Below are 23,203 nucleotides of genomic sequence, written 5' to 3'. Positions count from 1 at the left end.
AGCTACCTCCATTACTGCGTCGAGGCGTCGCCCTCTTCGCCAAACAGGCCAGCCAAGAACTCCTCGGGCGAGGTGGCTGCTTTGTCACCGCCGTCGGTGACCTTGCGCAGCCGGTCGAAAACGTTGAACAGGCGCGACTCCATGCCGGAGATCAGGTCGGGGCGCTCGATGCGCGGGATCTGATCCAGCACCCTGGCGTTGTACTTGGCCAGCACCACCAGAGTCTTCTTGAACGGGGGCTCTCCAACGAGCTTGCCCAGCTCTTCGGTGAGCACTTCCTCGATCTGCCCAGGGGCCGCCTGCCAGTCCAGCGACATGCTCGATGGGTCAATGGCCGGGGGAAGCGCCGGCAGGTCCTCCAGCACCACCTCGCCGCCCTGCTCGCGCAGCTTCCGGCGAGCGCGGTACGCCGCCATGTCATCGCGCTTGGCCTTCTTGCATCCTGCGCAGCGGCAACCACGGCGGTATCCGTTGAGGCTGGGCTCGCCCTTGCCGTGGCGGTAAGGAATTGACGGGATCTGAGTGTCTTCCATGCCCTTAACCGCCTCTCTGGTGAGCTGGTGAAAAATCTGCCGAATCGTCGTCTGACCTGCCTACATGTGTAGGGCACTACCCGGGAAAATCGGGGAGAGAGAAAAAATGGAACATGCGCGGGTGATCCGTACGCGCTTTTCCTAAAAAACCGGAGGTTTCCGGGGTGGATCGAGGGTCATCGACGCCTCAATGCGGATAATTTTGTGACCGGCCTAGGTGCCGGTTTCTTTTTCATCCGTCGCCTGGCAGCTTCCTTCTTGCTGTTGCATCCGAGGTGCATGGGCTGAAGGTTCCATGGGGCTGTCGGGTGTCCGCCATCGGTCAGTGCGATGATGTGATCGAGCGATGGACCGAGCGGATGCCGTGGCCGAAGCCCGAAGATTATCTCTTGACTGCACCATGAGCAGATCGAACCAGACGGGCAGTGCAGTGCAACCAGACGGCGCCATGGCCTGCCTTGCCTGCCACGCTTCGGGTCCCATTCACTGAGCACTTGCACCTGCCCTAGATACGACGAAAGCCCAGCCGATAACTGGCTGGGCTTTCGATTCACAGGGTTTTGGATACACCTGTGGTAAGCACGTTCATCGTACAACGTCCATCGCTGAACTGTCGAATCAGGCTGGTCTGGTCAGCTGCTCCAGGATATGAATGTCGTTCCCCTTCCACTCAGCACCGCATACCCGGCACAGCACCAGCACGGAAGTTTCCTGGTTGCCTCGACGGATCTGGGCGACAACTGCACGATTCACCACTCGCTCGCCATTCAGCTCCTCGCGCACCTCATTCGAGCGGCAGGCAGGACACGGCCGGCGCAATGCCACGATGATCGGCGGATTCAGCAGCGACTCGATCTCCTGCACCCATGAGGCCAGCACGCGGTGGCATTCGTTGAGCGCTTCCTCATCCACGCTCACCGATCCGGACTCATGCTGGATGCTCAGGCTGTCGACCCACTGAACGACCTTCTCATTCAGACCCGGCGCGGTCTTGCCTGGATACCGGAGCCAGTACTGGTCGTTGGCTTCCTGCTCGATCTTCATCTGCAAGTCCAACGCGGCCGCATCCAACGGCAACCCCGGACCAGACGAGCTACCACCAGAGCTGGGCTCCCCCGATGGCTTTAATGCCCTGGCCAGCAACAGCAACAGCGCCTCGGTCTTCACCACGCGCGGGCCTTCCGGCAACCGCTCAATCTCATGCGTCGATTCCAGGAGCTGGTCCCGCAACCGCCACACCTGCACCAACCGATACATGGACCGACTCTCCACTGCCATTCCCCCATTCATTTGCACGCACCCCCAACATCCACAGTCTTCAACATCCTTATGCTCGGGCACTGGTCGCACCTCCTCGCAGGACCTTCTCAATACGGCGACTCACCCAATCCGACGGACGCCACACCTCAGCAAACTGGCCACCAAGACGAAGATCATCCAGCCACAATTCCTGCGCTGCACTGACTCGCCCGCCCTGGGACTTCAACTCCACGAACAAGACCTGCTTCGTCCGACCATGAATCATCACCAGATCCGGGAACCCTGCCTCGGAACCACGAGAGTCCTTGGTGTGATAGATCCTCATGTAGCCCAAGGACTTCGCCAGACGGATCACGTTGGACTGGAACACGGCTTCACTCCACTGGAGGACCGGATTATTGAACTGCTGGCTGTACTTCATTAGCTCTTCCTCCTACGAGGTCTATTGCGTCTTCGACGAGGCCGAGAGTCAGCCACAGGCTTCGCAGGAGCACCGTGGACGGCACCAGCGTGCCCGTCCAGACCCAGCCCAGCCCGACCCAACCCGTCCCGACCCGACCCGGCAAAGCCAGATCTGACATAGCTTTCACCTGTGGTCTGGTTTTGCTTATCAGTTGGTCGCCGTTTGATCGGCGTTTGATCAGTGCCCTGGTTCGACCGTGCGCCTGAGTGGCCGGAGGGTTCCGTTGCCTGTTCTGGTTCGGGAGCCTGGGTTTCCTGATCTGCAGCTGGATCCTCAACCTTGGCGGGAGGTTCAACAGCGGCGGTTTCTGCTTCGATCGCTTCAACGCTCGGATACGAGGCCAGATCTGAGTGCGATCTGAAGCCCTGGGCCGGTGATTCCGTCGCACCAGGTGACTCGTCCGCGTGCGTCTTTCCCGTTGCGGTAACAGGTGCATTGGTGGCGCCGGAGGTGTCCGTCGCGCTCACCTTGGCCGGATCCTCACCACGAGTGGGAGGTTCAACAGCCTGCTTCTGTCCTGCCGGAGACTTTGCGGGAGTCTTCGTTTCCTTGCGTTCCTCGGTCGGTTTAACGTCGAAACCACATTTTTCCATCAGCCACTTTGCCGTCGCCGCACTGTAGTACGGATTCGTCGGCGCGGGCCGGAGTTCCTTATCCCAGTTGTCACCGTCCTGTCTTGAAGAGTTGCACGATTTGCAGGCTACGACCCGGTCTTCTTCCTTCGCGTTCTTTTCGCCTGGCTTCAAATGGTCGATGGTTCCCATTCGCGCTGACCTGCGGTCTGAGTCCCATCTGGTAATCCTGCCGCACCAGCGGCATTCGTCGCCGTCACGCTTGCGCACCGGGCCGGAGCGTTCCGGGTTGCGGTTGTCGTACTGGCGCTGAGCTTCCCATTCCTTTTCGGAGCGGAGAATCATGTGGAAGAGGTCCTTTTCTTCCACGAGCTTCAGCACCTGGCGCGGTCTGGTTGAGACGACGTTTCCTTCGTCGTCCTTCACCTCCTCGGTGATCTCCTTCTCGAAGAAGATCCCGCAGAATACCGCTGCGTCCCGGAGGGCCGCATAACGCGACCCTGCAAACAGGCGAGCCTGGCCAATCTCCACGATGTAGTCCATGTCGTGAGCGGCAGACATCGTCGCGCAACGATTCACCCAGCCGTACATCTCATTCAGGAGACGATCATCGTAGTCCTTCCACTCCAGGACTCGAAGGACGAGAGGATGTGTCGCGGCGATGTCCGACTGCTTCAACCACGACATTCTCGGTTCCGTTCTTCTCTCTTGCTTTTGGTAGCTTCTGGACTTCTGCCCTGGCTACGGCGAGCGCGTCTTTTGGGTGTTTGGTGTCTGCGATGGCGTGGCCCCGTTTGAGGGTGAACCAGCGGAGCGTGTACGGGTTTCGGCAGACGTAGATCTTGTCTGAATCATCTGTCAGGGCTCTCATGAGCATCATTGGTGGGCCTCAATTCTGATGACCAGCTCGGGGTCGCTGCGGTGCTTGATTTGGATCCCGTTCCACGTGAGCTCTATGACAGTGGCATGGAGCTGGTGCGTGAGATACGTGATGCGCCCGTAGAGTCGTTGCTCGCCCGGTACATTGATGCAAGCGTGCAGCCCCATGTGCTCCAGGTTGTTGAGTCGGCCGGTTTGGATCGCTTCCATGTCGCGCAGCGGGTCGAGGCGCGAGACTGGCCCATCGCTCCTGGGTTGCTTCTGCTTCGCTGGCTCGGTCACTCGTCTGCCTCCGGGCTGTACTGTTTTGTGCGGTCACGGAGCCAGGCCGCTACGCTGCCTCGGCTCACCATGTCGCGAAGCATGACCGGGTATGCGCTGGCGGCTTCTTCGAGCGCTTCCTGTTTCGCTTCGGCGCGGACCGTTTCGAGCCATCGGTTGAACTGGGCAGCTCGGCCGGGAAGAGGGTTCCCGTCCGTGTCACTTGTATAGAACGTTCGTATGGTCGCGGTGTCAGGGGTGAATTCGGTGCCATCTGGGCGCTCAGTCATGGCTACTGCTTTCCCGTCTGGAGTTCCAGCTCCGGCAGTAGCGTTTCCGGCTTGATGATGATGCGGGTGTGGTAGACGCTCACATCGATGGCGCCGAGCTGTTCAGCCACATAGAAGGTGTTGTCCGATAGGCCGATCATGTGCTTGCGGTATTCGTTCTCGCCGTGCCGGCAGGTGACTTCCAGCTGGTGCCCCTGGTCATTGATCGAGCATCTGCCGACAACCTCGAAGGCGTACTCTCCGGTGATGCCGTTGACACCAACGATGTGGCGCTGCACCTCGAAGTTATCGGCAGCGATCGACAGGTTCTCGTTAGCCTTGTCCGCGTTCGTGGTGCAACCGGCGAGCGCGATGGTGGCTAGGAATGCGGCGATGATGGTAGTGGTTTTCTTGGTGATCATGATTCCTTCTTTCGGGTGGTGGCGATTTCGGCGATGGATCGGCCAAGCTTGCCGTGGAGTTCGGCCAGTGCGAGCGGTGAGGCGTCTTTGCTGATGTGTGCCAGATGCCGTGCAATGGTGCGGGCCTCGCGGCGTGCTTTGGCTTCAGCTGCGGTTCTGTTTGGCTGCGTCGTTGGGTTCGTGCTCATGCCCGCACCAGGAAGCCGGAGAACGGACCGATGACTGGGGTCTCATGCGGCAGCATCTGACCATCCTTTGGATAGACCAGGGCGGCTTCGTCTAGTGGATTCTCCGGATCTCCGCCGGGCAACCAGTACCAGTCCTTGCGGAACTTGATTTCAAACTCCACGAGGTCATCCGCGTCTTGGAACGCTTCGATGGTCTCCCCGGTGTGGTCTTCGACCCATCCGCGTACGGCTTCGTCTGCGCTGTGCGCGTCGGAGGTTCCTTCTACAAGCCACGTGTCGGTGTCTTCGCCGAGTTCCCAAACTGTGATGCTCTCGTTGCTCATGGCTGCAGCTCCTCTTTCAATTTGTTGATCTTGTCTGGCTGGTAGCCGAACCAGGTGGTTTCGTCGGTCGTGGCCGGGTAGTAGACGTGCACGAACGGTATTTCGCAGGCCACGCCGAGGGTGGCGGCCTCGCGCTTCAGCTCATCGATGAGTTCGAGGTGGTCGTCGTGGACGATGATCTTGTTGTGCGGGATGCCGGCCTCGTCGAGCTTGCGCAGGGTCGCCTTGCAGCCCTGGCACACGGGCGGGCCCTTCCCGGACGGCTTGACGTACACGGTGATGCGGGGACGCTCGTCTACCTGCGGTTCCTCGCCTGGTGCCTGCTCAAAGTCGCTCATGCTACTGGTCCTTTCGGTCCTTGGAGAGTGGCTGCCGATCTTCTCATCTGGGTGATGAGCCGGTTCACGGCGACCGCGCCCTCGGGGGTGAGCTTGAGAGTGTGCATTACTTCGCCGCGGAATCGTGGCGCGTCGTGCACGAGGACCGCATGGAAGTACTTCTTCTTGTCCGCCATGGCGCTGTACCGGTAGATCAACTTCTTGCGCTGCTCCTTCTCCGACCAGCGGGATGATTCCTGCTTGTAGATCCACTTGCGGTCCAGCAGGATCGCGCGCAATTCGTTCTCGCCGATCTTCAGATCCGATGCCAGCGTGCGGAAGGTGATCAGATCCTCGTCGGCCACGAAAGTGTCGACGTAATCTGCTTTAGGCTCCAGTTCTGCGATCTGCTGGTCTTTCGCCGCGATCATCGCCTGCGCCTCGATCACGGCCATGGCCAGCAGCTCAGCGCCGGACGGCTTGGCCGGCGGCGCCTGCACCTCCGCGGCGCGGGTCTGGATCGCGAAGTACGACTGCGCGGCCGCGACCTCCGGCTTGCGCGGATCCCCGTTCATGGCGACCAGGTAGCAGGCGTAGCGGGCGAGATGAATATCCTCCGCCGGACGGCCGCCCTCGGACTTTTTGACGGTGCCGACGAAAAGTGACTCGATGGGCTGGTTCTGGTTCGCTGCGGTGAACTTTGCACGGGTGATCGATTCCTCGAATCGGCGCCAAGTCTCATAGCCGAGCAGCGGCATCAGATCGCGGGCTGACCAATATTTTGTACCGGCTTCAGTCGTGAGCTTGATCTGTTCGAACGGCGATCGCGCGGTGTCTCGTTGTGCTGCGTAGGTGAGTAGGTCGTTCACTGGTTCCTCCTTACAAGGTGGTTGGCTTGTTAATTTCTTGACAAGGTTTCAGCTGACGACGGCCAGGTGCATCGGCACGTGAGCGATCCATGCTCGTTTGGTGGTTCTGAAGTTCTTGTCAGCCGTATTGTCGAGTTCCAACTTCGATACGTGCATCAGGCCGATGAACCGCGATCCGACCATGACCAGGATTTGCCCGCCGCCGGCGGCAGCGATCAGGCATCCGACTCCGTACACGGTTTCTGCAGCCTTGAACGCGCCGAGGGTTTTGCTGTCGAACTCGATCGGCGGAAGCTTGGAAGACTTCGCCTGCACGTAAGTCGCCAGCATGTGCCACGACTTTTGCAGGTCTTTGCGTTCCTGCACCGGAGTGGTGACGCGGTACGAGTCCCCTCCGAATAGCTGGCCCAGGCGACGGATGTTGATCGTCGCGAGCTGGATGTCCTTTTCCTCAGGTTGCCGTTCAACGGTGAAGGTCACCGTGATTTCCAGCTGCACTTCCCAGTCCGTCTTGGACGGCGTGAACGCAGCAATGACGGTTGAGGCGATGTCCGGAGTCATGCTGAACTCACCCAGCTCGCCATCCCACTCGTCCTGGTCCACTTCTACGCGGGCCATTCCGGTGGTGAGGCCGTTCTCGGCGAAGACCAGCAGATCCCCGTTGTGACGGAGAGACAAAGTCAGTGAATTACCGACGGTGTCTTTCTTATCCTTGGATGCGTGAGTCTTTACCGAGGCCAAGGCTGCACGGAAGTAGTACATATCAACGAGGAACTTCATGATGCTGCCCTCCTTCTCTCTTGTCTTCTCTGGTTCGCTTCGACGCGCTGCTTGAGCTTGTACCGGGTGCGTCGTTCTTCCTGGCTGAGTCCGCCGAAGGTGCCGTACTGCCGGCTGTTCGGATTGCTCTGCCCGTGCTCGTAGCAGATGCTGACGACTGGGCATCCCGCGCAGATCGTCTTGCCTGGCTTCGCGGCGAACGGCGCGGAGCTGACCGGGTAGAACGGGTCCCCGTTCTTGCGGAAGTCCCATGTCTTGGCCATGTCCGCGCAGGCGGCCTGGTCCATCCAGGCGTTCGGGTCAGTGGACTTGTCCGGAGCCTGCTGGATCATCGATGGGATGCGCCGGGTCACCATTGCGGCGCCCTCCTCAGCCAGTCGCTGGCCATGAACCACGGCATTACTTGTCGCCGCCGTCGCAGGTCGGGCACGGGGTGGACGCGTCGGCAGCGATCACCTGATGCTGGCCACAGCCCGCGCACACCACTTCGGCGCCCACCGGCAGATCAACATTCATGCCCTTGCTGAACTGCTCGTCCTGATCAGAGGCCCAGCGCATCGCGTCGACCTCGTCTCGGTCTGGCACATACCCGAAGTAGCGGATCAACTGGTTGTACCAAGTGGCCATCGGCTTCCACCGGGCCGATTTCTCCCATGAATCCCGCTGGTACAAGTTGGTCTTGTGCGACATGTCCTCGGCGGCCGCGGCCTGCAACCACGCGTACAAGCGCACCTGCTGGCCCAGCGTCATCTTGAGCACCAGGTCGATGGCCTTCATCTCCCACAGTTTGCGGCGTTCCTTAACCGCTGGATCCCAGGCGCTCTCATCGCCTTCCGGCTCAGGTATCGGGAGGTTGACGGCCAAGGCGATCAGCTGTTTGCGCTCCTCGGTCAAGGTGTCGAGCGCAAAGATGATTTCGATAAAGATCCGGCGGTCATCGAGATCCGTGAGCGCCTTCTTGTCATGGATCTTCGAGACCACGAACTGCTGGCGCGCAGCCTTCGAAGTCGGCAACGTGCCGTTGAGCCTGCGAACCAGTTCCAGTTCGGCCTTGCGCTCCGGAGAAACCTGCTTGGCCTTCGTCTTGGTCTTGGCCCACCAGTTGACCGACTCCGGGGTGCTCACGTCGAACTGGTGGCCTGCCTGGATATGCTCCTCAACGGACAGCACCGCGTCGGTCTTGGACCAGCGGCCGCTGTACCGGTTCTCGGAATCGATCTCCACCGCGCCTTGGCCGGTCAGTTCGGCGCGCAGCACGTTGCGCTTAGCGTTCGCCTTCTTCTGCTCGATCAGTCTCGTTACATCGTGCTGGTCCTGCTTCCAGCGGGAGCCTGCCAAGTCCTCCACGACGCTGTCGAACAGTGAACCGTCGCCGGTCTCGCTTTCCACATCGAGGATGTCCGCGGCCGTGAGCAGGTCAATGGTTCCGCGTTCGTGCAGCTTGGCGACCTTCGGCTGGCTGGCCAGCCGAGCGCGCGGCTTCACCTCGGCCTTGTCGATCTGGAAGTTCTTCGCGATCCACGAGTCCGTCTTGCTCTCGGTGAGCATGCCCTGGATCGCCTGCGACTGCCCCAAATGGTCGAGGGCCAGGTGGTTGGTTCCCGTGGACATGGCGTCCAGGTACAGGGCCAGTCTCGGATTCTGCGGGACCTCGACGATACGGCAGTTCAGTTCGGTCAGGCCGGCACGCAGCGCGGCCGCGTGGCGGCGGTGACCGCCCAGGATCTTCCAGTCGCCTTCGCGCTCCGGGTGCGGGTAGACCTTGATCGGTTCCATCTGGCCCACGGACTTCAGCTCGTGGGCCAGCTTGTCAATGTCGCCCAAGTCCGTACGAGGATTGTCTGGATCCGGATGAATCGCATTGATCGGCAGCATCTTCAGCTGCCCTGGATTTTGAGACACGAAGTCCTCCAAAGATGTGTTGAAAAAGAATGTGATTGGGCCAAGAAGGCCCGGAAGTTAGGCCGCAGTATCGGATGGGGCGAGGCGGTCGGCGCGCAGTTCGGCGGTTATCCAGTCCCCCAAGGCCAGGACAACCCACGCGAACGCCACCAACGCGGCCAGCGCCGACACTCCTGTCGGCCACTGAGCCGACAGCCACGACACGAGCAGCAGGAGCCCCACCACAGGCATGTGCACCCAAAACATGCGGCGCACCGCGAAGAGAAGAATCGTTTCAGCAGTCACCAGGCTCACCCCTCGAAAAGCGAAGCGACATCAACCGGCTTCGGGACGTACACGTAGCTGGTGACCTTCGCGTACTCGATGCCGTTCACGAACAGCACGCCGACGCCATCGTCGCCTTCCTTGGAAATGGATGACGTATCGACATACACGGCGTTTCCCCGGTACTTGTCGCGGGCCCAAGCCATCGCGGCCTTCTTGACCTGACGGGCACGGTCCGCCTTCGAATCAGAATCCCAGAAAGCGGTCAGCTTCGCCGAGTGCTCGTGCTGCCCTCTCGGGATGATCAGGACTCTGCCTTCAATCTTGCTCACGCCGCGACCGCCTGCGCGTTGGACTCTGCGCGCCAGCTGGCATAGACACCAGCAGCTTCCCGCAGGCACTGCTCCCGCGAAGGCCGCGGCTCCGCCTGCGAGTTCTCAGCAGTGTTCGATACACTGGACATTGAAATCACGCCTTTCTTACCGTTGGTTTTTGGTTTCATCGCACCCAGCAGTTGCCGCTGCTGGGTGCTCTTTCATTTCCGGGACAACCGGAGTTAGGCCCCTCTCGGTAGACTCGGAAGTTCCACCAACCGCGCCACATGGCGCACCATCTACTGAGAGGGAAGAATCATGGCGACAATCATTTACGGCGGGCAAGTCATCACCAATGCTGACTCGTCCATCAACGCGGATACGCTGGCCGCCATTGTTCAGAAGGTCAATAGTGGCGAGACCTTCTGGATGAATATCCACGGAGCTGACGGGCCGCTTTGCCTTCTGCTGGGACCCGGCATCCCGTTCGGAATCAAGGGCGAACCTGGTGACAAGCATTCGCTCATCGTTAGCGACTCGGCACTCGGCAATCTCTAATTTCGACTCGCCCTCAGCAGATGCGCCTGCTGGGGGCACTTCCTTTTCCTGCTCGATCATGATCCGGTAGGCCCGGGCATAGTATTCCCGTGCCTCAGCGGCCGCAGCTTCCTTCTGCTCGGCCAGTTCTTTCGCCTTCCTGTAAACATCGATTGCGGTCTGGTCGACGGTGCCGGAGGTGACCACCTGTTCGGCGATGTCCACTGCTGCTGAACCGACTAGTTGACGAGCATCGTAGAAATCGACCCCAGCAGCGCGAAGGGCCCCATAAGCCTGATCGTGCTCTTCCCTGTTCCGGCTCATACGGCACCGCCTGATGGCTGCGGAAAGCTCCTGGCCCATGCCTGCACGTCGTCGATGCACTGCAGCACGCGCTCCAGGTCCTTGCGATCGACGGTCACCGTCTCGGCGAGCGCCTGGGCATCAAGCTGGGCTTGGAGGTTGTTCTTGGCCTCGGTGGTGGTCATGCTACTTTCTTTCGTCCGATTTTCATGTCCGAGTGTTCGATCTTTTCTTCCACTTTGGTCAAGAAAAGATCGTCCACTCCGACGCCGAGGAATTTGGCGATTCGAAGGGCTGGCTCTGGCTGCAGAGTATCCACATCGCCATTGCAGAGGCGGTTCATATAGCTATGCGAGTGCCACCCGGCCACTCGGGCCAGCTCTCTGCGCGATACCTCCTGAATCTCCATGATGGTCAGGAGCTTCTTCCTGTCCTTGAGTTTCATCCAGAGATCTCCTAACGGACTCGGGAACTTTACAACCTTCACTGTAATCGCCTTTCTTCCAAGTGTCCAGTAAATCATTACATTAAGTCCCGCCTAGTGTCCACCCTCTTTTTTCACTTTCCCCCTTATTCCGCGTGGAATCGGGCATATTCGTCAAGAAAAAGCTAGAGTTCTTAGTGTCCACGAAGTGCTTACAGCGAGTGTCCGCGCGGTTTGCCAGTGTCCGAGTGATCCAGAAAGACTGATGCCGTGAACGAATTGCACCCGCTAGGCAAGCTGATCCAGGCCGCACAGGACCGTGAAGGTTGGTCAACCCGCGATCTGGAACGCGCCGCCGAACGCAAGGGCCATTCGATGAAGCACTCGAATTTTTCCCGCCTAAAGATCGAACCTGTTATTGCGATCAAGGCGAGTCAGATCCAAGTGCTCGCATCGGTGCTTGGCGTAACCGAGCAGGCCGTTGCCATGGCTGCCATTGAAAGCATGGGAGTCCGGCTGGATTCCACCTCCGCCTCGCTGGAAGATTCGCTCCGCAACACGACCGACCTAAGCAATCGCGACCAGCGGCTTATTTTGAGCCTTGCGGCCGCGATGCGCGATACCGGAAGCGGAAGCATTGGACAACACGACAACCCCAGGCCTAATAACGACACCGCACCACGACTGCGAGCGGTGGCGCCCACGAGTGACACTCGCCCTGGACAGAAGACCGGTGTACCTGACGACCTGGAACTTGCGCTTGATGAGCACGGCGTGCAACAACTCCATGGCGATGATGCTACGAGCCACGCCCGGCCGGAGCAATCACTGGCAGCGCATCATGCCTTTGAGACCGAGCGTCAAAAGTTCGAAAGGCTCCACGGTGAGCGTGGAGAAGAAAACCAAGAATCACCTGAGCAGTAGCACAATTCATTAATCTCACCTGTTTCCATGTTGGAGGAAAATTGGCGACACAGTTTGGATACCGTCTCTTCGAAGTTGAACTTCTGCGTGAGCATAAGAAATCCCCCTTAGATTTCAGTAGTGCCACGTTAGGTTCGGGTGAAAGTGAAGTTGCTTTCATCGAGTCACTGCGCCGAATTTGCGCATCTATCCAAGGTGTAACCGTGACTGGCATACTGCGATACCGGCATCGTGACGTTCCTTCAAAAATTGAGGAATCTGAAGATACCCAACCTTCGATTCGATTGCTCAAGTTTGCGAGTATCGGTAGTCGTATTGATTTCGAATTTCGTTATGGCCGTCGAGGAAGTCATGACCTAGCGATGGCAGAATCAGCGGAAGAGGATGCAGAGCTCAGTGGCAAAGCCCCGACCAACCCCTTTAGAGCTTTTCTCTATCTCCCCGTTTCCGGAACTAAGGCCATACTCGCGGTCGAAGCCAGAAATAGGATATGCCCAGCCGATAATTTGATGAAGTTACTTGGCGTAAGCAGCAAAGAGCAAGATGAAGAGCGCTCGCTAGACGCGCAGATTGGTTGGTGGCGATTCCGATATTTTCGAATCACCGACCCTGAACAATGGGTAAAGTTCATAACCCAGGGCGAACCTCGCAGCATTAGCCTCATTAAGCACGAAATTAAGCCGGATGGAACTCCTGGCACTAAGAAAGTTACCGTTCGCCAAGACGGTCTTACGGGAACAGGCGTAGCTAAAGCGTCCAAGACCCTTGGTATGTTTTGGATCAAGAAAGCAGAGGCCAAGAATCTGAGAGCCCTGGGTATCGATCCATCTGGTAATAGCGTTCAACAGCTCGCGACTCTGGTTGAAGTGAATGTCGACGCAGCAGATTTCGATGAGGCCGGGTTCACTTGGGAGGGCCCAGATGGAACCACCAAGTTCATTGGCCCAGACGACGTAGTGGACCAATTTACCTATTCAGTCGGAAAACCGGGAATATCGCCCGACAATGAAACGCTAATCGAAGCGATCGAATCAAAGCTAAGGGACTTGGCGCCTTCGCATCGGATACCGTTGGAGCTGTAACACAGAAGGAGCCCGTAATGCTGGAACGTTTTACACCTGCAGCTCTTTTTCGGGGTCAATACAAATCGCTAAGTGATTATCGGGGCGAAAACCCGAAGCCGGCATGGATCGAGCGGATACTCACATTTCTGACGCCAATCATGGCAGGTGTCGCCATGTGGTTCTTCAATGGTTCAATTGCGGATCCAAATTCGCTGCTTGCCGGAGCAGCGTTGTTTGCCGGCGCGCTGATATCAGCTTTTGCCCAGCTGTCGTCTTGGCGTGATCGTCTGACGGAAAGAGCAGCCAAGTACCGGTTGTCCGAATCTGTAGACAGGGATGCTCTAGACGAGAGTGCAACTCACCTTCTTGCCGCGTCATATGTATCAGCGCTCGCAGCGGCCTTCTTAATATTGGCAATTAATTTCGGTAGCGATTGTGATGGATCAGTAACAGGACCATTCGCCTGGCTTGCGACTGCATGTGGCGTCTATGTATTCATGGTATTTCTGATCGCTTTGCCACGCTTATACAAGAACTACGTCATGATCAACAAGGTACGTACTGACTTGGACGGAACCTCTTCTTAAGTCACCGTCTTGTCAGTTTTCGACACCTGCGCCAATTCGAATATATATTCGAATCATGCAGAACGTATGGGGAAAACTGCGCGAACTCGCGCACACGGTCGTCGTCTGGACCAAGCCACCTTCAAGTGGCTTGGCAGGAACTGACGGTCAACATATTTGGATTGATCCGTCACTCTCGTCAACTGAGAAGCGTTGTGTACTCGCACATGAAATCTTCCATCTGGTCGCTGGCCACACAACATGCCAGCCTCCGACTGTCGAGCGGCAGCTCCGGTTGGAAGTTGCGCGGTTTCTTATTCCTTACGAGGATTTGCGTCGCGTCGCCGGTTGGGCCACTTGTCCAGCAGAGATGGCTGAGGAACTCAACGTTATAGAACAGGTTGTCTTGGACCGGTTGGCCACGCTTGATGGCGATCAGCTCCAGGAACTCTGGCCACCCAGCGAACATATCGCCTAAACACTAATCCACATCTCGCTTCTCCCATGCTCCCTGGCTGTCCTGCGCCCTGATCATGGAATAAAGATTCGATATTCACAGGAGTATCCACAATGAACCCGAAAGCACGTCCTAGGGCGATCCTCTACCTCCGCCAATCAGTGGCCAGGGAGGAATCCATCAGCCTTGAGCTGCAAGAGGACGCAGGCCGGCGCTACGCAGCGCAGGCAGGCTACGACGTTGTCGCCGTCGAGGCCGACCACGGGATCAGCGGACGCACCTGGAAACGCCCAGCCGTGCTGCGCGTCATGAAGATGATCGAAGACCAGCACGCCGACGTCATCATCCTCTGGAAATGGTCGCGCCTCTCACGCGCCCGGCTGGACTGGGCCGTGGCCATCGACAAAGTGGAAGCCGCCGGCGGCCGCATCGAGTCAGCGACAGAGCAGGTTGACGTGAGTACGTCCACCGGACGTTTCGCGCGCGGCATGCTCGCGGAGTTCGCAGCCTTCGAATCGGAACGCATTGGCGATACTTGGAAAGAGGCGCACCGGCGCCGCGTCGAGCAAGGAATCCCAGCCACTGGAAAGAAACGATACGGCTACGAATACGACCGGGCCACAGGTTTCACCCCGCATCCGGTCGAGGGGCCCATCCTGCAGGAGTGCTACCGCAAATACATTACCGGCACCTCGTTCTACGAGATCACCGACTACCTCAACGCCGGGCCCACCAAGCCAGGAGAAGGCTACACCGGGCCGAAGCCTGGCATCTGGTCAGCAACCACCGTCCGACGCGTCATGGACAACCCCTTCGCCTCCGGCCACTTCATCTCCAAGGGCGAAGTCCACCAGGGGATCCACGATCCGCTGATCGACGAAGAAACATGGGAGCAGTACCAGGTACGACGCAAGAGCCGCAGGGTCAGCCGCTCCAGCACCAAAAGCACATACCCCTACACAGGCCTGATCTTCTGCGAACTCTGCGGCCACGGCATGTACGCCGGCCTCTTCGGCTCAGGCCACACCCTCAAATACCGTTGCAGCGGCGCCGCCCAATGGAAACTCCATTCCGGTGGCTACGTCATGAGCAGCACCATCGAAGCGACGCTTCTTCCCTGGCTCACGGACTTGGCTGCAGAAATCAACGAGGCCACCAAGGACCGCAAGGCACCCAAGCCTCACGATCCCACCCCCAGCCTCCGGCGAGCGCTGATCAAGGTCGAGTCCAGGTTGTCGGCGTTGACTGAGAAGCTGGTGGATGGGACGGTGCCGCAGGAGGTGTATGAGCGGATGCGTGACCAGTGGCTCGGTGAGAAGAAGTCTTTGGAAGATCAGTTGATGGCGGCGCGGGTTGAGGCGCGGGTAGAGCCGGTGAAGTTACCTCCTGACCTGATGGAGCAGTGGGGCGAGATGCCGGCCGCGGTAAAGCGTGAGCTGCTGTCCAGGGTGGTGGCACGGATCGTGGTAAAGCCTGGGCGGCCGCGTGCCGAGGTGCGGATTGTTGCCCGTTGGGAGCAAAGCACCTTGTCAGATGGTGGGAGCAATTAGGGCTTAGTCACGAGAGTAATCATGACCCACCCCGGCACATCTCCTCTGCTCTCCGCCAATTTGGGCGAAATCTTTTCCCAGAATCTGCGAGTCTCCCCGACGACGCGCAAGTAGAAACCAACCATAAATTCTTGAATGCTTAACATGACATCCCCTTCAGTGATTCGTGCTTCGTAAGTTCTTCGATGACTTGTTGTTTCGTTTCGATCAATAGCTCATCTCCAATAGCGCTAGTCCAGGGAACACCGCGAAAATGATGGTCAGGGGTAATATCCCGAATACCACCGGAACGAGCATCAAAATTTCTCTTTTTCCGGCAACTTCCATTAGTTCGCGCTTTGATGCGTCACGAACATCTTGAGCTTGGTCACGAAGCACCTGAGCGAGCGGAGTACCGCGTTCCGTAGCCACGACAATGGCGTCTACGAATCTAGTGATCGTGCCGACCTGCATTCGATCCGACATATTCTGCATCGCTTGAATCATTGGTGTTCCAGCGTGGATGTCATTCAACGTCTTGACGAATTCTTCACCTATTACTCCGTGACAGATACGGGAGATTCGTTCGATGGCTCCGGTGGTGGACTCCCCAGCGCCCACGGTAAGTGCCAGAACTTCAGCGACGGTCGGAAATTGGGTCAGTATTTTTCGGGAGCGCCGATGGATTTGTTCGCCAAGCCACCAGCCACGCAGTGCGTACCCCAGCATGCCGCAACAGATTGCTATCAAGACGCTCGATACCAATGAAAGGTCATATTGAAGCGAGGCGACTGCTGTGAATACCGAACCCACAACTATGCCGACCAATGCGCAAATGATTTCTTGTGCGCGATAGTCAATGACACTTAGTTCAAGGCCAGCGGCATTGAGCTTTTTCAAGAGGATGTCGTTAGAAGGGTTATGGCTCGTGGCAAATTTTCTTATTTGCGAAATCATTGGCGACGCGAGTTGGGCCAATGCGGAATGCCCCGATTCTGAATGCCATGAGTCTTCAAGCATTCGCGAGCTCCGTACGCCTACGCGCACGTGGGGCGCAATACGTTCAGCGAACGCCATCTTCCGCCATCCGGGTAGGTTGACCAAGATGATCCAAAGTCCGAGGCCGAAGCCGAAACCGCACAGAGCAGCCCACGAAATGAAGGAGTTCATGACAAAACCCTCTCTTCTACAGGCAAAGTTCCCAGCCGCAACATGATCCGATAACAGACAACTGAAATCCCAATTCCTAGTGCAAGAACGAGCACTCCTCCGGGTGTCATGTAGGCATCTTTAGCTGCTGGTTGAGTTCCAAGAACCAAGAGAAGAATCCACGGTGCTGCCACGGCGAGCCTCGCAGCAGAAACTATCCACGACTGACGTGCAGCCAATTCGCCTCGCGTGCGCACATCGTCACGGAGGAATGCAGACAAAGTAGCAAGTGTGTTTCCCAGATCCGTGCCGCCGACCTCACGAGTAATTCGAAGGGTCGTCAAAATCTTGTCCGCGACCGGGTCTGCTAGACGTTCACCCAGTTGATCTAATGCAACACGAAAATTTGCGGTGGCCCTATAGTCCAGAGCGAAATCTCTAAAAAGCGGCCTCAATATTTGAGGGCCCAATGACGTCAACTGGCTCAGAGCTTCCGGCAACGAAAGTCCCGCACGTATCGCACTTCTTAGGTGGTCGACGACTTCAGGCCATTGTTCTTGCAATGCGGCCTGCCGTTTTGCTGCTTGCCGACGTAAAAATGCCCACGGTGCCAACGTCCCAAAACTGAAAAACAATATGGCAAAAAGCCACGCGCCTGTTAGCCCAAACGTCAGCAAACCAGATATGACCCCGCACCCCAAGCAAATCAGGAGAAACTTGGCAGGAGCGACGTTAGTCATTCCGGCTTGTTGCAGGGCAGTTTTGATTCTGGACGTGCGTTTCGGAGCACGGACCCAAGGCGCAAAAAGCAACCAATCTACCAATATGGCCAGCCCGAGGCCTCCGAGTAACGCGAAAAACGCAAGCATGGTTATGCCACCATCAGCTCAGCAATATTGATACCCGCAAGATCAAATTTCTCATGTTCCCAATCCGCGCCTGGTGCAGGACAGAGAGCGCCATCCCGTCGTTCGAACAATGTCGAGGACTCAATTTGTCCGGCCTCGACACGGTTGCGAATGCTGAGTATTTCGTTGACGTACCGATGGCCGCCGGGGCTACGCACACAGTGAACGACCAGATCAATACAGGCAGCCACTGTCTTGATTGTAAAGTCGCTGGTTATATTCGGGCCTGCCAACAATGGGAGTGTGCATATTTTGGTAATTGCGTCCCTCGCCGAATTTGCGTGGAGCGTACAAAGTCCTGAAATGCCCGAGTTCAGGGCGATGAGCATGTCTAGAGATTCAGCTTCTCGAACCTCTCCCACAATGATCCGATCAGGCCTCATGCGTAATGCCTCTTTGACCAATCGGCGCATTGTAATTTCGCCAGTTCCTTCTAAGTTGGCCAGCCGTGTTTGCATGGCCACCACGTCACGAAGGACAAGGTTAAGTTCGAAAATTTCTTCAATGCTAATGACCCGCTCACGCGGTCCAATTGAAGATGCCAAGCAATTAAGCATGGTCGTTTTTCCAGCCTGGGTTGGACCCGTAACGATCACGTTCAAGCCCGCGTTAATCGCCATCGACAAGTACAACGCGGCTGGTCTGCTCAATGAGTCGAGATCTACCAGGTCTTCTAGCTTGCCTGCGCGAGCAATGAACTTTCGGATGTTCACGGCCCAGTGTTCATGAGTGATGTCGGGGATGACGACGTGTAATCGAGAGCCGTCTGGAAGCTGGCAATCGACAAATGGTTGAGACAGATCTAGACGCCGTCCAGAAGACTTCAACATCCGTTCAACCAAAGCAGCGATCTCTGAGGATTCCATACGGATGTGGGTGAGTTGGCTTTGGCCACCTCTGGCGCAAAAAACTTGATGTGGCGCGTTTATCCAAATCTCTTCAACAGTGGGATCATCAAGAAGCGGCTGCAGCGCACCGAAACCGGCGACATTATCAAAAATTGTCTGTCGTGCAGCATCGAGAGATCCCAGCGACGGTACTGCGCCCAGAAGTGCTCGCTCATCGTAATCTTTGATTACTTCTTCAATCAATGACTTGATCATGGTGGGCTGTTTAGCTGGATCTAGTCCACGCCTTCTCACCAATTCACGAACTTCGTCCTCAACGATGGCCAGCGCCTGCACAACTCACTCCTCTGGCTTTTCTTATCAAAGAATCCCGAATTCGGGGACCATCGGCGAGCGCTTCGTCGGTGCAGCTTTCTTACTCGTATGACTAGGGATGCTATAGGCACTTCGCTTCCCTTTCAAGAGGTTTTATTTTTGTGGATAAACGGAAACAGATTCTCCACAGGCCGTCTTTTAGTTATGCGAGCAGGTGGACTAGCGCGCTTTGATTAGTACCTCATGGTTCGTCACACATGTTCAGGACTCTTCATGGCACGCTACGAATTACTCTTAATCTCCCAAAAGTTTCAGCATCCACGTCAATTTGAGGTGGTCTCGACAGGAAAAATGACAGGCGGCAAACTGTCATCGATTCTTGAGACCGCATTCCCTGGCTTGCGTTGGTATGCAGGACACGAGGTTCTAAAGCAAGTCGGTACTGTGGCGTCAGGCCAAAAAATAGTCCTCAGTGATATTCCTCGGATACAGCCAGATTGCACGATCAATTCAAGTGCGCTGAAACTCTTTGTACTTCAAGGACCAGATTCTGGAGCATGGATTTCTCTTACTCATGGCGAACACACGATAGGTAGACACGCGCCGCTGTGGCTAGAAGACCCACAAATCTCACGTTGCCACGCAACGATAAAGGTTTCGGCCCGCCAAATACGACTCGTCGCAACTCCTGGTAATCACATATCACGTGACGATGGAACCAACTGCATCACCCTAGACCTTGAACTGGGGTCAAAATTTCGTCTCGGCAATACATTTTTTGTCGTTGGAGATCCGGTCTTGTCGGAACCGAGAGCTACGATCGTGGCTGACGATTTAGAGGTCCGTGTTCCAGCAAAACCTGAAATTGATCGCTTGGTAATGCTCATCCTGGCTGCCACCGTTCCGATACTCACCGGGTTATTACTGGCTTTCCTGATGGGAACGATGTTCTTCTTGATCATTAGTGGCGTCTCTGCGCTTATGGGTTTAGCCCCTGCTTGCCAATTGGTTTCAGAACTCCGACGCTGGAAACGCGCCATGCGCAATCAGATGAGATCAGCTCTCCAAGCCCGATACAACTATGCGGCTCCGTTGGGGCAAAACGTTATTGCAGGGCTTGATGCAACTGCCTTGGGAATTACCACGCTCCCTGTACCGCCCGTTGTGTGGGGCGACGGGCTTTGGTCTGCGCACCTATCTGGCTCCATTGAGTCCGAATCTCCGAGGAAAAAATGGACTTTCTTCAAAGGGCGATCGCTGGATGCGCCTAGGCCTAGTCCGGTATTTGCTCCACCTGTGCCCGGTGTATGGCATTTGGTGGGAAACCAAGATTCGAACATGGGTGAAGTACTGGCCAACGTGTTGGTGCGATTTGTCCCGCTAATCGCGTCAGGCAAGCTCTCCCTAATAGTTGATCCGACAATTCATTGTTTGCCGGCGTCCTTATTGCTCCTGCCCAATGTCAGTACGTCAGCCCCTACACCAGCAGCGGAGGCAAGCCCTTGGCAACAGAAGGAGACGGAACTTAGAACGATTTATCTGACCTCTACGCCCACCAATTCGTTGCCAGAGACTCTCATATTTAGTCTTTGCCCTTCACTCCCGGAAACGGCGGAACATTGGATCGTATTGGATTCCGAATCCGCCCTTTTTCCTGATCAGCGGTTTGTCCTCCAGAAATTACACCGTTTGAGTTTGATGCGTTTTGATCGAACCATCCAACAGTTCTTGGACTTAGTGCCTTCGATAGATCGCCCGAAACAGCGAGCCTTACCACAGTCAGCTCACCGAATGAGTGTCTCCATCGGTGTCAACGACTCCGGGGATGAGGTATCACTTGATCTAGATGATGACGGACCACATATGTTGATCTGTGGCACCACGGGATCCGGGAAATCGGAAGCGCTTCGTCGCATAGTTGCTGACCTTGCGTACCAATTTTCGCCACAGCAATTAGCCCTTGCCCTCGTTGATTTCAAGGGCGGCGCTGGCCTATCCGTCTTTGAGTCTCTTCCTCACGTTCAGCTTTTCGCCAGTGACTTAGACGAATCCATTGCTCAGCGAATCCTCGAGCAACTTGAGTACGAGGTACGCCGACGAGAAGAAATACTAGCTAACACCGGATGCAGCGATCTTCACGAGTATCAGAAGTGTGATTCGGCACCATTCCCTTTGCCTCGACTCGTCATTATTGTTGACGAGTTTCGAGTCTTCATCGATTCCCTTCCGACTGCTGGACAAAGGATCGATCGTTTGGCTGCCGTAGGGCGAGCGTTAGGAATCCATTTAATCCTCAGCACGCAGCGTCCGGCGGGCGCGCTAACGGGCCAAACTCGCGCCAACATTAATGCCGTCATCGCATTGCGCGTGAACGATCCCAGTGAATCGGTCGAACTTGTCGGATCCACAGCTGCAACGGTGCTAAACCAACCAGGTCTAGCGATTATCAAAAGTGCTTCTAGGCCCACAGAGAAAGTTCAATTTCATCTCGCGGTTGAGCCAGGTCTCGAAGGTGCGGTCTATGAGCGAAATCGGAAGAACATGACTCTGACCAAGTTCAGTACCTTCGATTCTCCCGCAGGGGTCGACAGGTCGGATCCCCTGAAGGATCTATCAAAATCTTTAGGATCGCGTTGGAATTCCGCGCTTCAATGCACGTCGAGTTTTGCACCACCGCTTCCGCATGCCACGGAAGAAATTACAGTTCCAACAATTTGGCCAGGAATGAATGATGGTTCCATCTATTGCGGCGTTCGGGATAACCTCTCCGGCGGCACGCTGGAACCTTTGATCATAAATACCGTGCGGAGGCGGTCTCTGCTAATTTGTGGATTGCCAGAGGCCGGCGCCCGGATGACCCTAAACTTCTTAGCATCGCTGCCCCGAAAAATTTTGTGTTTCGGGCCATCCCCAGTGTCCGAACCAGACCAACATTCAAACCTGAAGGTTGTCACTGGAGAAGACACGTATGCCTTTTTGGATGCTTTGGATTTCTTAGAATCTCTGCCACGAGACCGCGGTCTAATTGTCATGGTTCATTCGTTGGCTCAGCTTCAATCGGTCTTACACCCGCAACATTTTCAACGGTTTGATGAAGCCCTGGGTTCGTTATTACGTTTGGGTGGAACTGAGATCCCATTCATTGTTTGCGCCGTCGACCGTGATCAGAACTGCCTTAAGTCCACGGGCTTATTCACCACGCAATGGTATTTTCCGCTCAATGCCACCGAGTCCCTAAAAATGATCTGGCCCAAATTACCATCATGCTCTGCCTTGATGGGCCGAGGAGTAGTCGTGAATTCAGATCATCCACCTCAGGTTTTCCAATTGGCTCCGGCCCAAGCAAAGGAAAGCGGCAACCGCAGCTGGAACAGCAGATCTTCTACCCTCTCTGAGAACGACTTCGCAGCAGAGAAAGAATCCGAACTTCTGGGGTACAGTCCATTTACTTGGCGGTCCGTTGCACGTCCGCGACAGTCTCGGTTCATCATGATTTGCCCCGACCCCAAGGATCGACTCTCGATCTCACGGTGCCTAGCCGAACGGTGGAATGCAGTTCATAGGTACGGTGTTGAAGAATTACTTGCTTCGCTCGACGACTTCGATGTGGCTCCTGGGGCATGCCCAAGCTTGATTTGTATTTATTTGGACAGCAGCGCCGATACGCGTCTTGCACCAGCTCTTGAAAGGCTTCGGGCGTTAAATATTCAGTCCGTCGTGTTTACCCCAGCGTCAGTCAGACTGGGCTACGAGCTCGGTCTTTCAGCTGCTGGAATCGATGACAGAGAAATTGCAGTCGTTGAGTCTGAACACTCACAAGATATGCAGCCGATGCAGTGGCCAGCATTGCACCGAGAATCAGAAGAGAGACATACTCCCTATTGGCGAGCCGTCATCTCACGCTCCGGCCAGCCAAGGATGATCCTCATTCCGAGAGGATCTCTTGTTGAAGCCGACTAACTTGCTGGCCGGTCTCCGAGGAACGCCGTGGTTTTTGGAGCGAATAGTAGAACCACGCTCACCCCGGCAATCGCGATAGCTGCGAAGGCACCAACCTTCACCATCGCAATATTGGAGCTTAGAAAAGAAACAGCCAGGATAATTTGGAACAACTGCCACACGATGATCGGGGCCCTGGTAAATGCCTTGCCCTTGAAGAAATTCACCGCTACGGATCCTTGCCAAACAGCTGCCACAAGGCACAGCCCCAGCATGAAGATTTGCCCGCCTACGTTGACTACGCCGTCGTTCGAAAGGTTACTTAGGTAGCTAATGGCATATCCCAATACGGCTAGCGCTTCAAGCATTACTAATGTTGCAACGATGACTACGCTGATAGGACGGGGCATATTACTTTGTTGGGGACTCACGAAAACAATCTTCGTTGACGTCTGGCCGGAACTCAAACTGTCACAAATGCACGAACTGTAGCGAATACCACATCAATGGGCACTAGCGGAATTGAATGCCAAATGCCATGTGAGAAAGCACTCAGGCATTCAGCAACATTTCGCTATCATGACTCTTGTTTACTTCCTCGTAACATGAAAACCTTATGTGGTC

At 56.3% G+C, this 23,203-nt stretch carries 30 protein-coding genes; 6 read left to right on the top strand and 24 right to left on the bottom strand.

What is annotated here, in order from left to right; genetic code table 11:
- Positions 1–11: 11 nt before the first annotated feature.
- The 20 genes from QMQ05_RS05720 to QMQ05_RS05625 all read right to left on the bottom strand — a co-directional run bounded on the left by QMQ05_RS05720 (position 12) and on the right by QMQ05_RS05625 (position 10,901).
- Complete coding sequence (locus tag QMQ05_RS05720) at positions 12–533, bottom strand: hypothetical protein (RefSeq protein WP_345473735.1); 522 nt, start codon at positions 531–533, stop codon at positions 12–14.
- Between the two features lie 618 nt (positions 534–1,151).
- Positions 1,152–1,790 (bottom strand): DUF7341 domain-containing protein, encoded by a 639-nt coding sequence (locus QMQ05_RS05715; RefSeq protein ID WP_345473733.1) that lies wholly within the window; start codon positions 1,788–1,790, stop codon positions 1,152–1,154.
- Positions 1,791–1,860: 70 nt separating this feature from the next.
- Complete coding sequence (locus QMQ05_RS05710; RefSeq protein ID WP_345473731.1) at positions 1,861–2,214, bottom strand: VRR-NUC domain-containing protein; 354 nt, start codon at positions 2,212–2,214, stop codon at positions 1,861–1,863.
- Complete coding sequence (locus tag QMQ05_RS05705; protein ID WP_345473729.1) at positions 2,214–3,515, bottom strand: hypothetical protein; 1,302 nt, start codon at positions 3,513–3,515, stop codon at positions 2,214–2,216. The genes QMQ05_RS05710 and QMQ05_RS05705 overlap by 1 nt, the downstream gene beginning before the upstream one ends.
- Positions 3,516–3,704: 189 nt before the next feature.
- Positions 3,705–3,989 (bottom strand): hypothetical protein, encoded by a 285-nt coding sequence (locus QMQ05_RS05700; protein WP_345473727.1) that lies wholly within the window; start codon positions 3,987–3,989, stop codon positions 3,705–3,707.
- A complete protein-coding gene (locus tag QMQ05_RS05695) occupies positions 3,986–4,258 on the bottom strand; it encodes a hypothetical protein (RefSeq protein ID WP_345473726.1) in 273 nt (90 codons plus the stop codon). The genes QMQ05_RS05700 and QMQ05_RS05695 overlap by 4 nt, the downstream gene beginning before the upstream one ends.
- 2 nt (positions 4,259–4,260) lie before the next feature.
- Positions 4,261–4,659 (bottom strand): hypothetical protein, encoded by a 399-nt coding sequence (locus tag QMQ05_RS05690; protein ID WP_345473724.1) that lies wholly within the window; start codon positions 4,657–4,659, stop codon positions 4,261–4,263.
- Positions 4,656–4,847 (bottom strand): hypothetical protein, encoded by a 192-nt coding sequence (locus QMQ05_RS05685; RefSeq protein WP_345473722.1) that lies wholly within the window; start codon positions 4,845–4,847, stop codon positions 4,656–4,658. Before QMQ05_RS05685 ends, QMQ05_RS05690 begins: the two co-directional genes overlap by 4 nt.
- The gene (locus QMQ05_RS05680; protein WP_345473720.1) at positions 4,844–5,170 is read right to left on the bottom strand and encodes a hypothetical protein; all 327 of its coding nucleotides are present in this window, start codon (positions 5,168–5,170) and stop codon (positions 4,844–4,846) included. Before QMQ05_RS05680 ends, QMQ05_RS05685 begins: the two co-directional genes overlap by 4 nt.
- Positions 5,167–5,508 (bottom strand): hypothetical protein, encoded by a 342-nt coding sequence (locus tag QMQ05_RS05675; RefSeq protein ID WP_345473718.1) that lies wholly within the window; start codon positions 5,506–5,508, stop codon positions 5,167–5,169. The genes QMQ05_RS05680 and QMQ05_RS05675 overlap by 4 nt, the downstream gene beginning before the upstream one ends.
- Positions 5,505–6,356, bottom strand: a complete 852-nt coding sequence (locus QMQ05_RS05670) for a phage antirepressor KilAC domain-containing protein (RefSeq protein ID WP_345473716.1) — start codon at positions 6,354–6,356, stop codon at positions 5,505–5,507. Before QMQ05_RS05670 ends, QMQ05_RS05675 begins: the two co-directional genes overlap by 4 nt.
- A gap of 48 nt (positions 6,357–6,404) precedes the next feature.
- Complete coding sequence (locus tag QMQ05_RS05665) at positions 6,405–7,136, bottom strand: hypothetical protein (protein ID WP_345473714.1); 732 nt, start codon at positions 7,134–7,136, stop codon at positions 6,405–6,407.
- The gene (locus tag QMQ05_RS05660; protein WP_345473712.1) at positions 7,133–7,492 is read right to left on the bottom strand and encodes a WhiB family transcriptional regulator; all 360 of its coding nucleotides are present in this window, start codon (positions 7,490–7,492) and stop codon (positions 7,133–7,135) included. Before QMQ05_RS05660 ends, QMQ05_RS05665 begins: the two co-directional genes overlap by 4 nt.
- 43 nt (positions 7,493–7,535) lie before the next feature.
- Positions 7,536–9,038, bottom strand: a complete 1,503-nt coding sequence (locus QMQ05_RS05655) for a ParB/RepB/Spo0J family partition protein (protein ID WP_345473710.1) — start codon at positions 9,036–9,038, stop codon at positions 7,536–7,538.
- 57 nt (positions 9,039–9,095) lie between these two features.
- The gene (locus QMQ05_RS05650; RefSeq protein ID WP_345473709.1) at positions 9,096–9,323 is read right to left on the bottom strand and encodes a hypothetical protein; all 228 of its coding nucleotides are present in this window, start codon (positions 9,321–9,323) and stop codon (positions 9,096–9,098) included.
- Positions 9,324–9,328: 5 nt separating this feature from the next.
- Positions 9,329–9,634 carry a hypothetical protein gene (locus QMQ05_RS05645; protein ID WP_345473707.1) on the bottom strand — a complete coding sequence of 102 codons (306 nt, stop codon included), beginning with the start codon at positions 9,632–9,634 and terminating at the stop codon, positions 9,329–9,331.
- A complete protein-coding gene (locus QMQ05_RS05640; protein ID WP_345473705.1) occupies positions 9,631–9,765 on the bottom strand; it encodes a hypothetical protein in 135 nt (44 codons plus the stop codon). The genes QMQ05_RS05645 and QMQ05_RS05640 overlap by 4 nt, the downstream gene beginning before the upstream one ends.
- Positions 9,766–9,781: 16 nt before the next feature.
- Positions 9,782–10,477 carry a hypothetical protein gene (locus QMQ05_RS05635; protein ID WP_345473703.1) on the bottom strand — a complete coding sequence of 232 codons (696 nt, stop codon included), beginning with the start codon at positions 10,475–10,477 and terminating at the stop codon, positions 9,782–9,784.
- On the bottom strand, positions 10,474–10,641 hold the full coding sequence (locus QMQ05_RS05630; RefSeq protein WP_345473701.1) for a hypothetical protein: 168 nt from the start codon (positions 10,639–10,641) through the stop codon (positions 10,474–10,476). Before QMQ05_RS05630 ends, QMQ05_RS05635 begins: the two co-directional genes overlap by 4 nt.
- Positions 10,638–10,901 carry a helix-turn-helix domain-containing protein gene (locus tag QMQ05_RS05625; protein WP_345473699.1) on the bottom strand — a complete coding sequence of 88 codons (264 nt, stop codon included), beginning with the start codon at positions 10,899–10,901 and terminating at the stop codon, positions 10,638–10,640. Before QMQ05_RS05625 ends, QMQ05_RS05630 begins: the two co-directional genes overlap by 4 nt.
- A gap of 249 nt (positions 10,902–11,150) precedes the next feature.
- Between QMQ05_RS05625 and QMQ05_RS05620 the strand changes: the two genes are divergently transcribed.
- The 5 genes from QMQ05_RS05620 to QMQ05_RS05600 all read left to right on the top strand — a co-directional run bounded on the left by QMQ05_RS05620 (position 11,151) and on the right by QMQ05_RS05600 (position 15,441).
- The gene (locus QMQ05_RS05620) at positions 11,151–11,804 is read left to right on the top strand and encodes a hypothetical protein (protein WP_345473697.1); all 654 of its coding nucleotides are present in this window, start codon (positions 11,151–11,153) and stop codon (positions 11,802–11,804) included.
- Between the two features lie 203 nt (positions 11,805–12,007).
- Positions 12,008–12,886, top strand: a complete 879-nt coding sequence (locus QMQ05_RS05615; RefSeq protein WP_345473694.1) for a hypothetical protein — start codon at positions 12,008–12,010, stop codon at positions 12,884–12,886.
- A 17-nt stretch (positions 12,887–12,903) separates the two neighbouring features.
- The gene (locus QMQ05_RS05610) at positions 12,904–13,455 is read left to right on the top strand and encodes a hypothetical protein (RefSeq protein WP_345473692.1); all 552 of its coding nucleotides are present in this window, start codon (positions 12,904–12,906) and stop codon (positions 13,453–13,455) included.
- Between the two features lie 55 nt (positions 13,456–13,510).
- The gene (locus tag QMQ05_RS05605) at positions 13,511–13,912 is read left to right on the top strand and encodes an ImmA/IrrE family metallo-endopeptidase (protein WP_345473690.1); all 402 of its coding nucleotides are present in this window, start codon (positions 13,511–13,513) and stop codon (positions 13,910–13,912) included.
- Positions 13,913–14,004: 92 nt separating this feature from the next.
- Positions 14,005–15,441, top strand: a complete 1,437-nt coding sequence (locus tag QMQ05_RS05600) for a recombinase family protein (protein WP_345473688.1) — start codon at positions 14,005–14,007, stop codon at positions 15,439–15,441.
- A 207-nt stretch (positions 15,442–15,648) separates the two neighbouring features.
- Here QMQ05_RS05600 and QMQ05_RS05595 read toward each other — a convergent pair whose 3' ends face one another.
- Genes QMQ05_RS05595 through QMQ05_RS05585 form a run of 3 tightly spaced genes read right to left on the bottom strand, consistent with a single transcriptional unit; the run spans position 15,649 to position 18,661 of the window.
- Positions 15,649–16,590 (bottom strand): type II secretion system F family protein, encoded by a 942-nt coding sequence (locus QMQ05_RS05595; RefSeq protein ID WP_345473686.1) that lies wholly within the window; start codon positions 16,588–16,590, stop codon positions 15,649–15,651.
- On the bottom strand, positions 16,587–17,438 hold the full coding sequence (locus QMQ05_RS05590) for a type II secretion system F family protein (protein WP_434063176.1): 852 nt from the start codon (positions 17,436–17,438) through the stop codon (positions 16,587–16,589). The genes QMQ05_RS05595 and QMQ05_RS05590 overlap by 4 nt, the downstream gene beginning before the upstream one ends.
- 2 nt (positions 17,439–17,440) lie before the next feature.
- Positions 17,441–18,661, bottom strand: a complete 1,221-nt coding sequence (locus tag QMQ05_RS05585; RefSeq protein WP_345473682.1) for a CpaF family protein — start codon at positions 18,659–18,661, stop codon at positions 17,441–17,443.
- A 252-nt stretch (positions 18,662–18,913) separates the two neighbouring features.
- Between QMQ05_RS05585 and QMQ05_RS05580 the strand changes: the two genes are divergently transcribed.
- Positions 18,914–22,600, top strand: coding sequence for an FtsK/SpoIIIE domain-containing protein (locus tag QMQ05_RS05580; RefSeq protein WP_345473680.1), 3,687 nt, complete (start codon positions 18,914–18,916; stop codon positions 22,598–22,600).
- Here the strand turns inward: QMQ05_RS05580 and QMQ05_RS05575 are convergent.
- On the bottom strand, positions 22,597–23,010 hold the full coding sequence (locus tag QMQ05_RS05575; protein WP_345473678.1) for a hypothetical protein: 414 nt from the start codon (positions 23,008–23,010) through the stop codon (positions 22,597–22,599). The genes QMQ05_RS05580 and QMQ05_RS05575 overlap by 4 nt on opposite strands.
- Between the last annotated feature and the right edge of the window lie 193 nt (positions 23,011–23,203).

The organism is Glutamicibacter sp. B1, assembly GCF_039602135.1.
GTDB lineage: Bacteria > Actinomycetota > Actinomycetes > Actinomycetales > Micrococcaceae > Glutamicibacter > Glutamicibacter ectropisis.
Note: the sequence above shows the minus strand (reverse complement) of the source record. Positions and strands in the feature narration are given on the sequence as shown.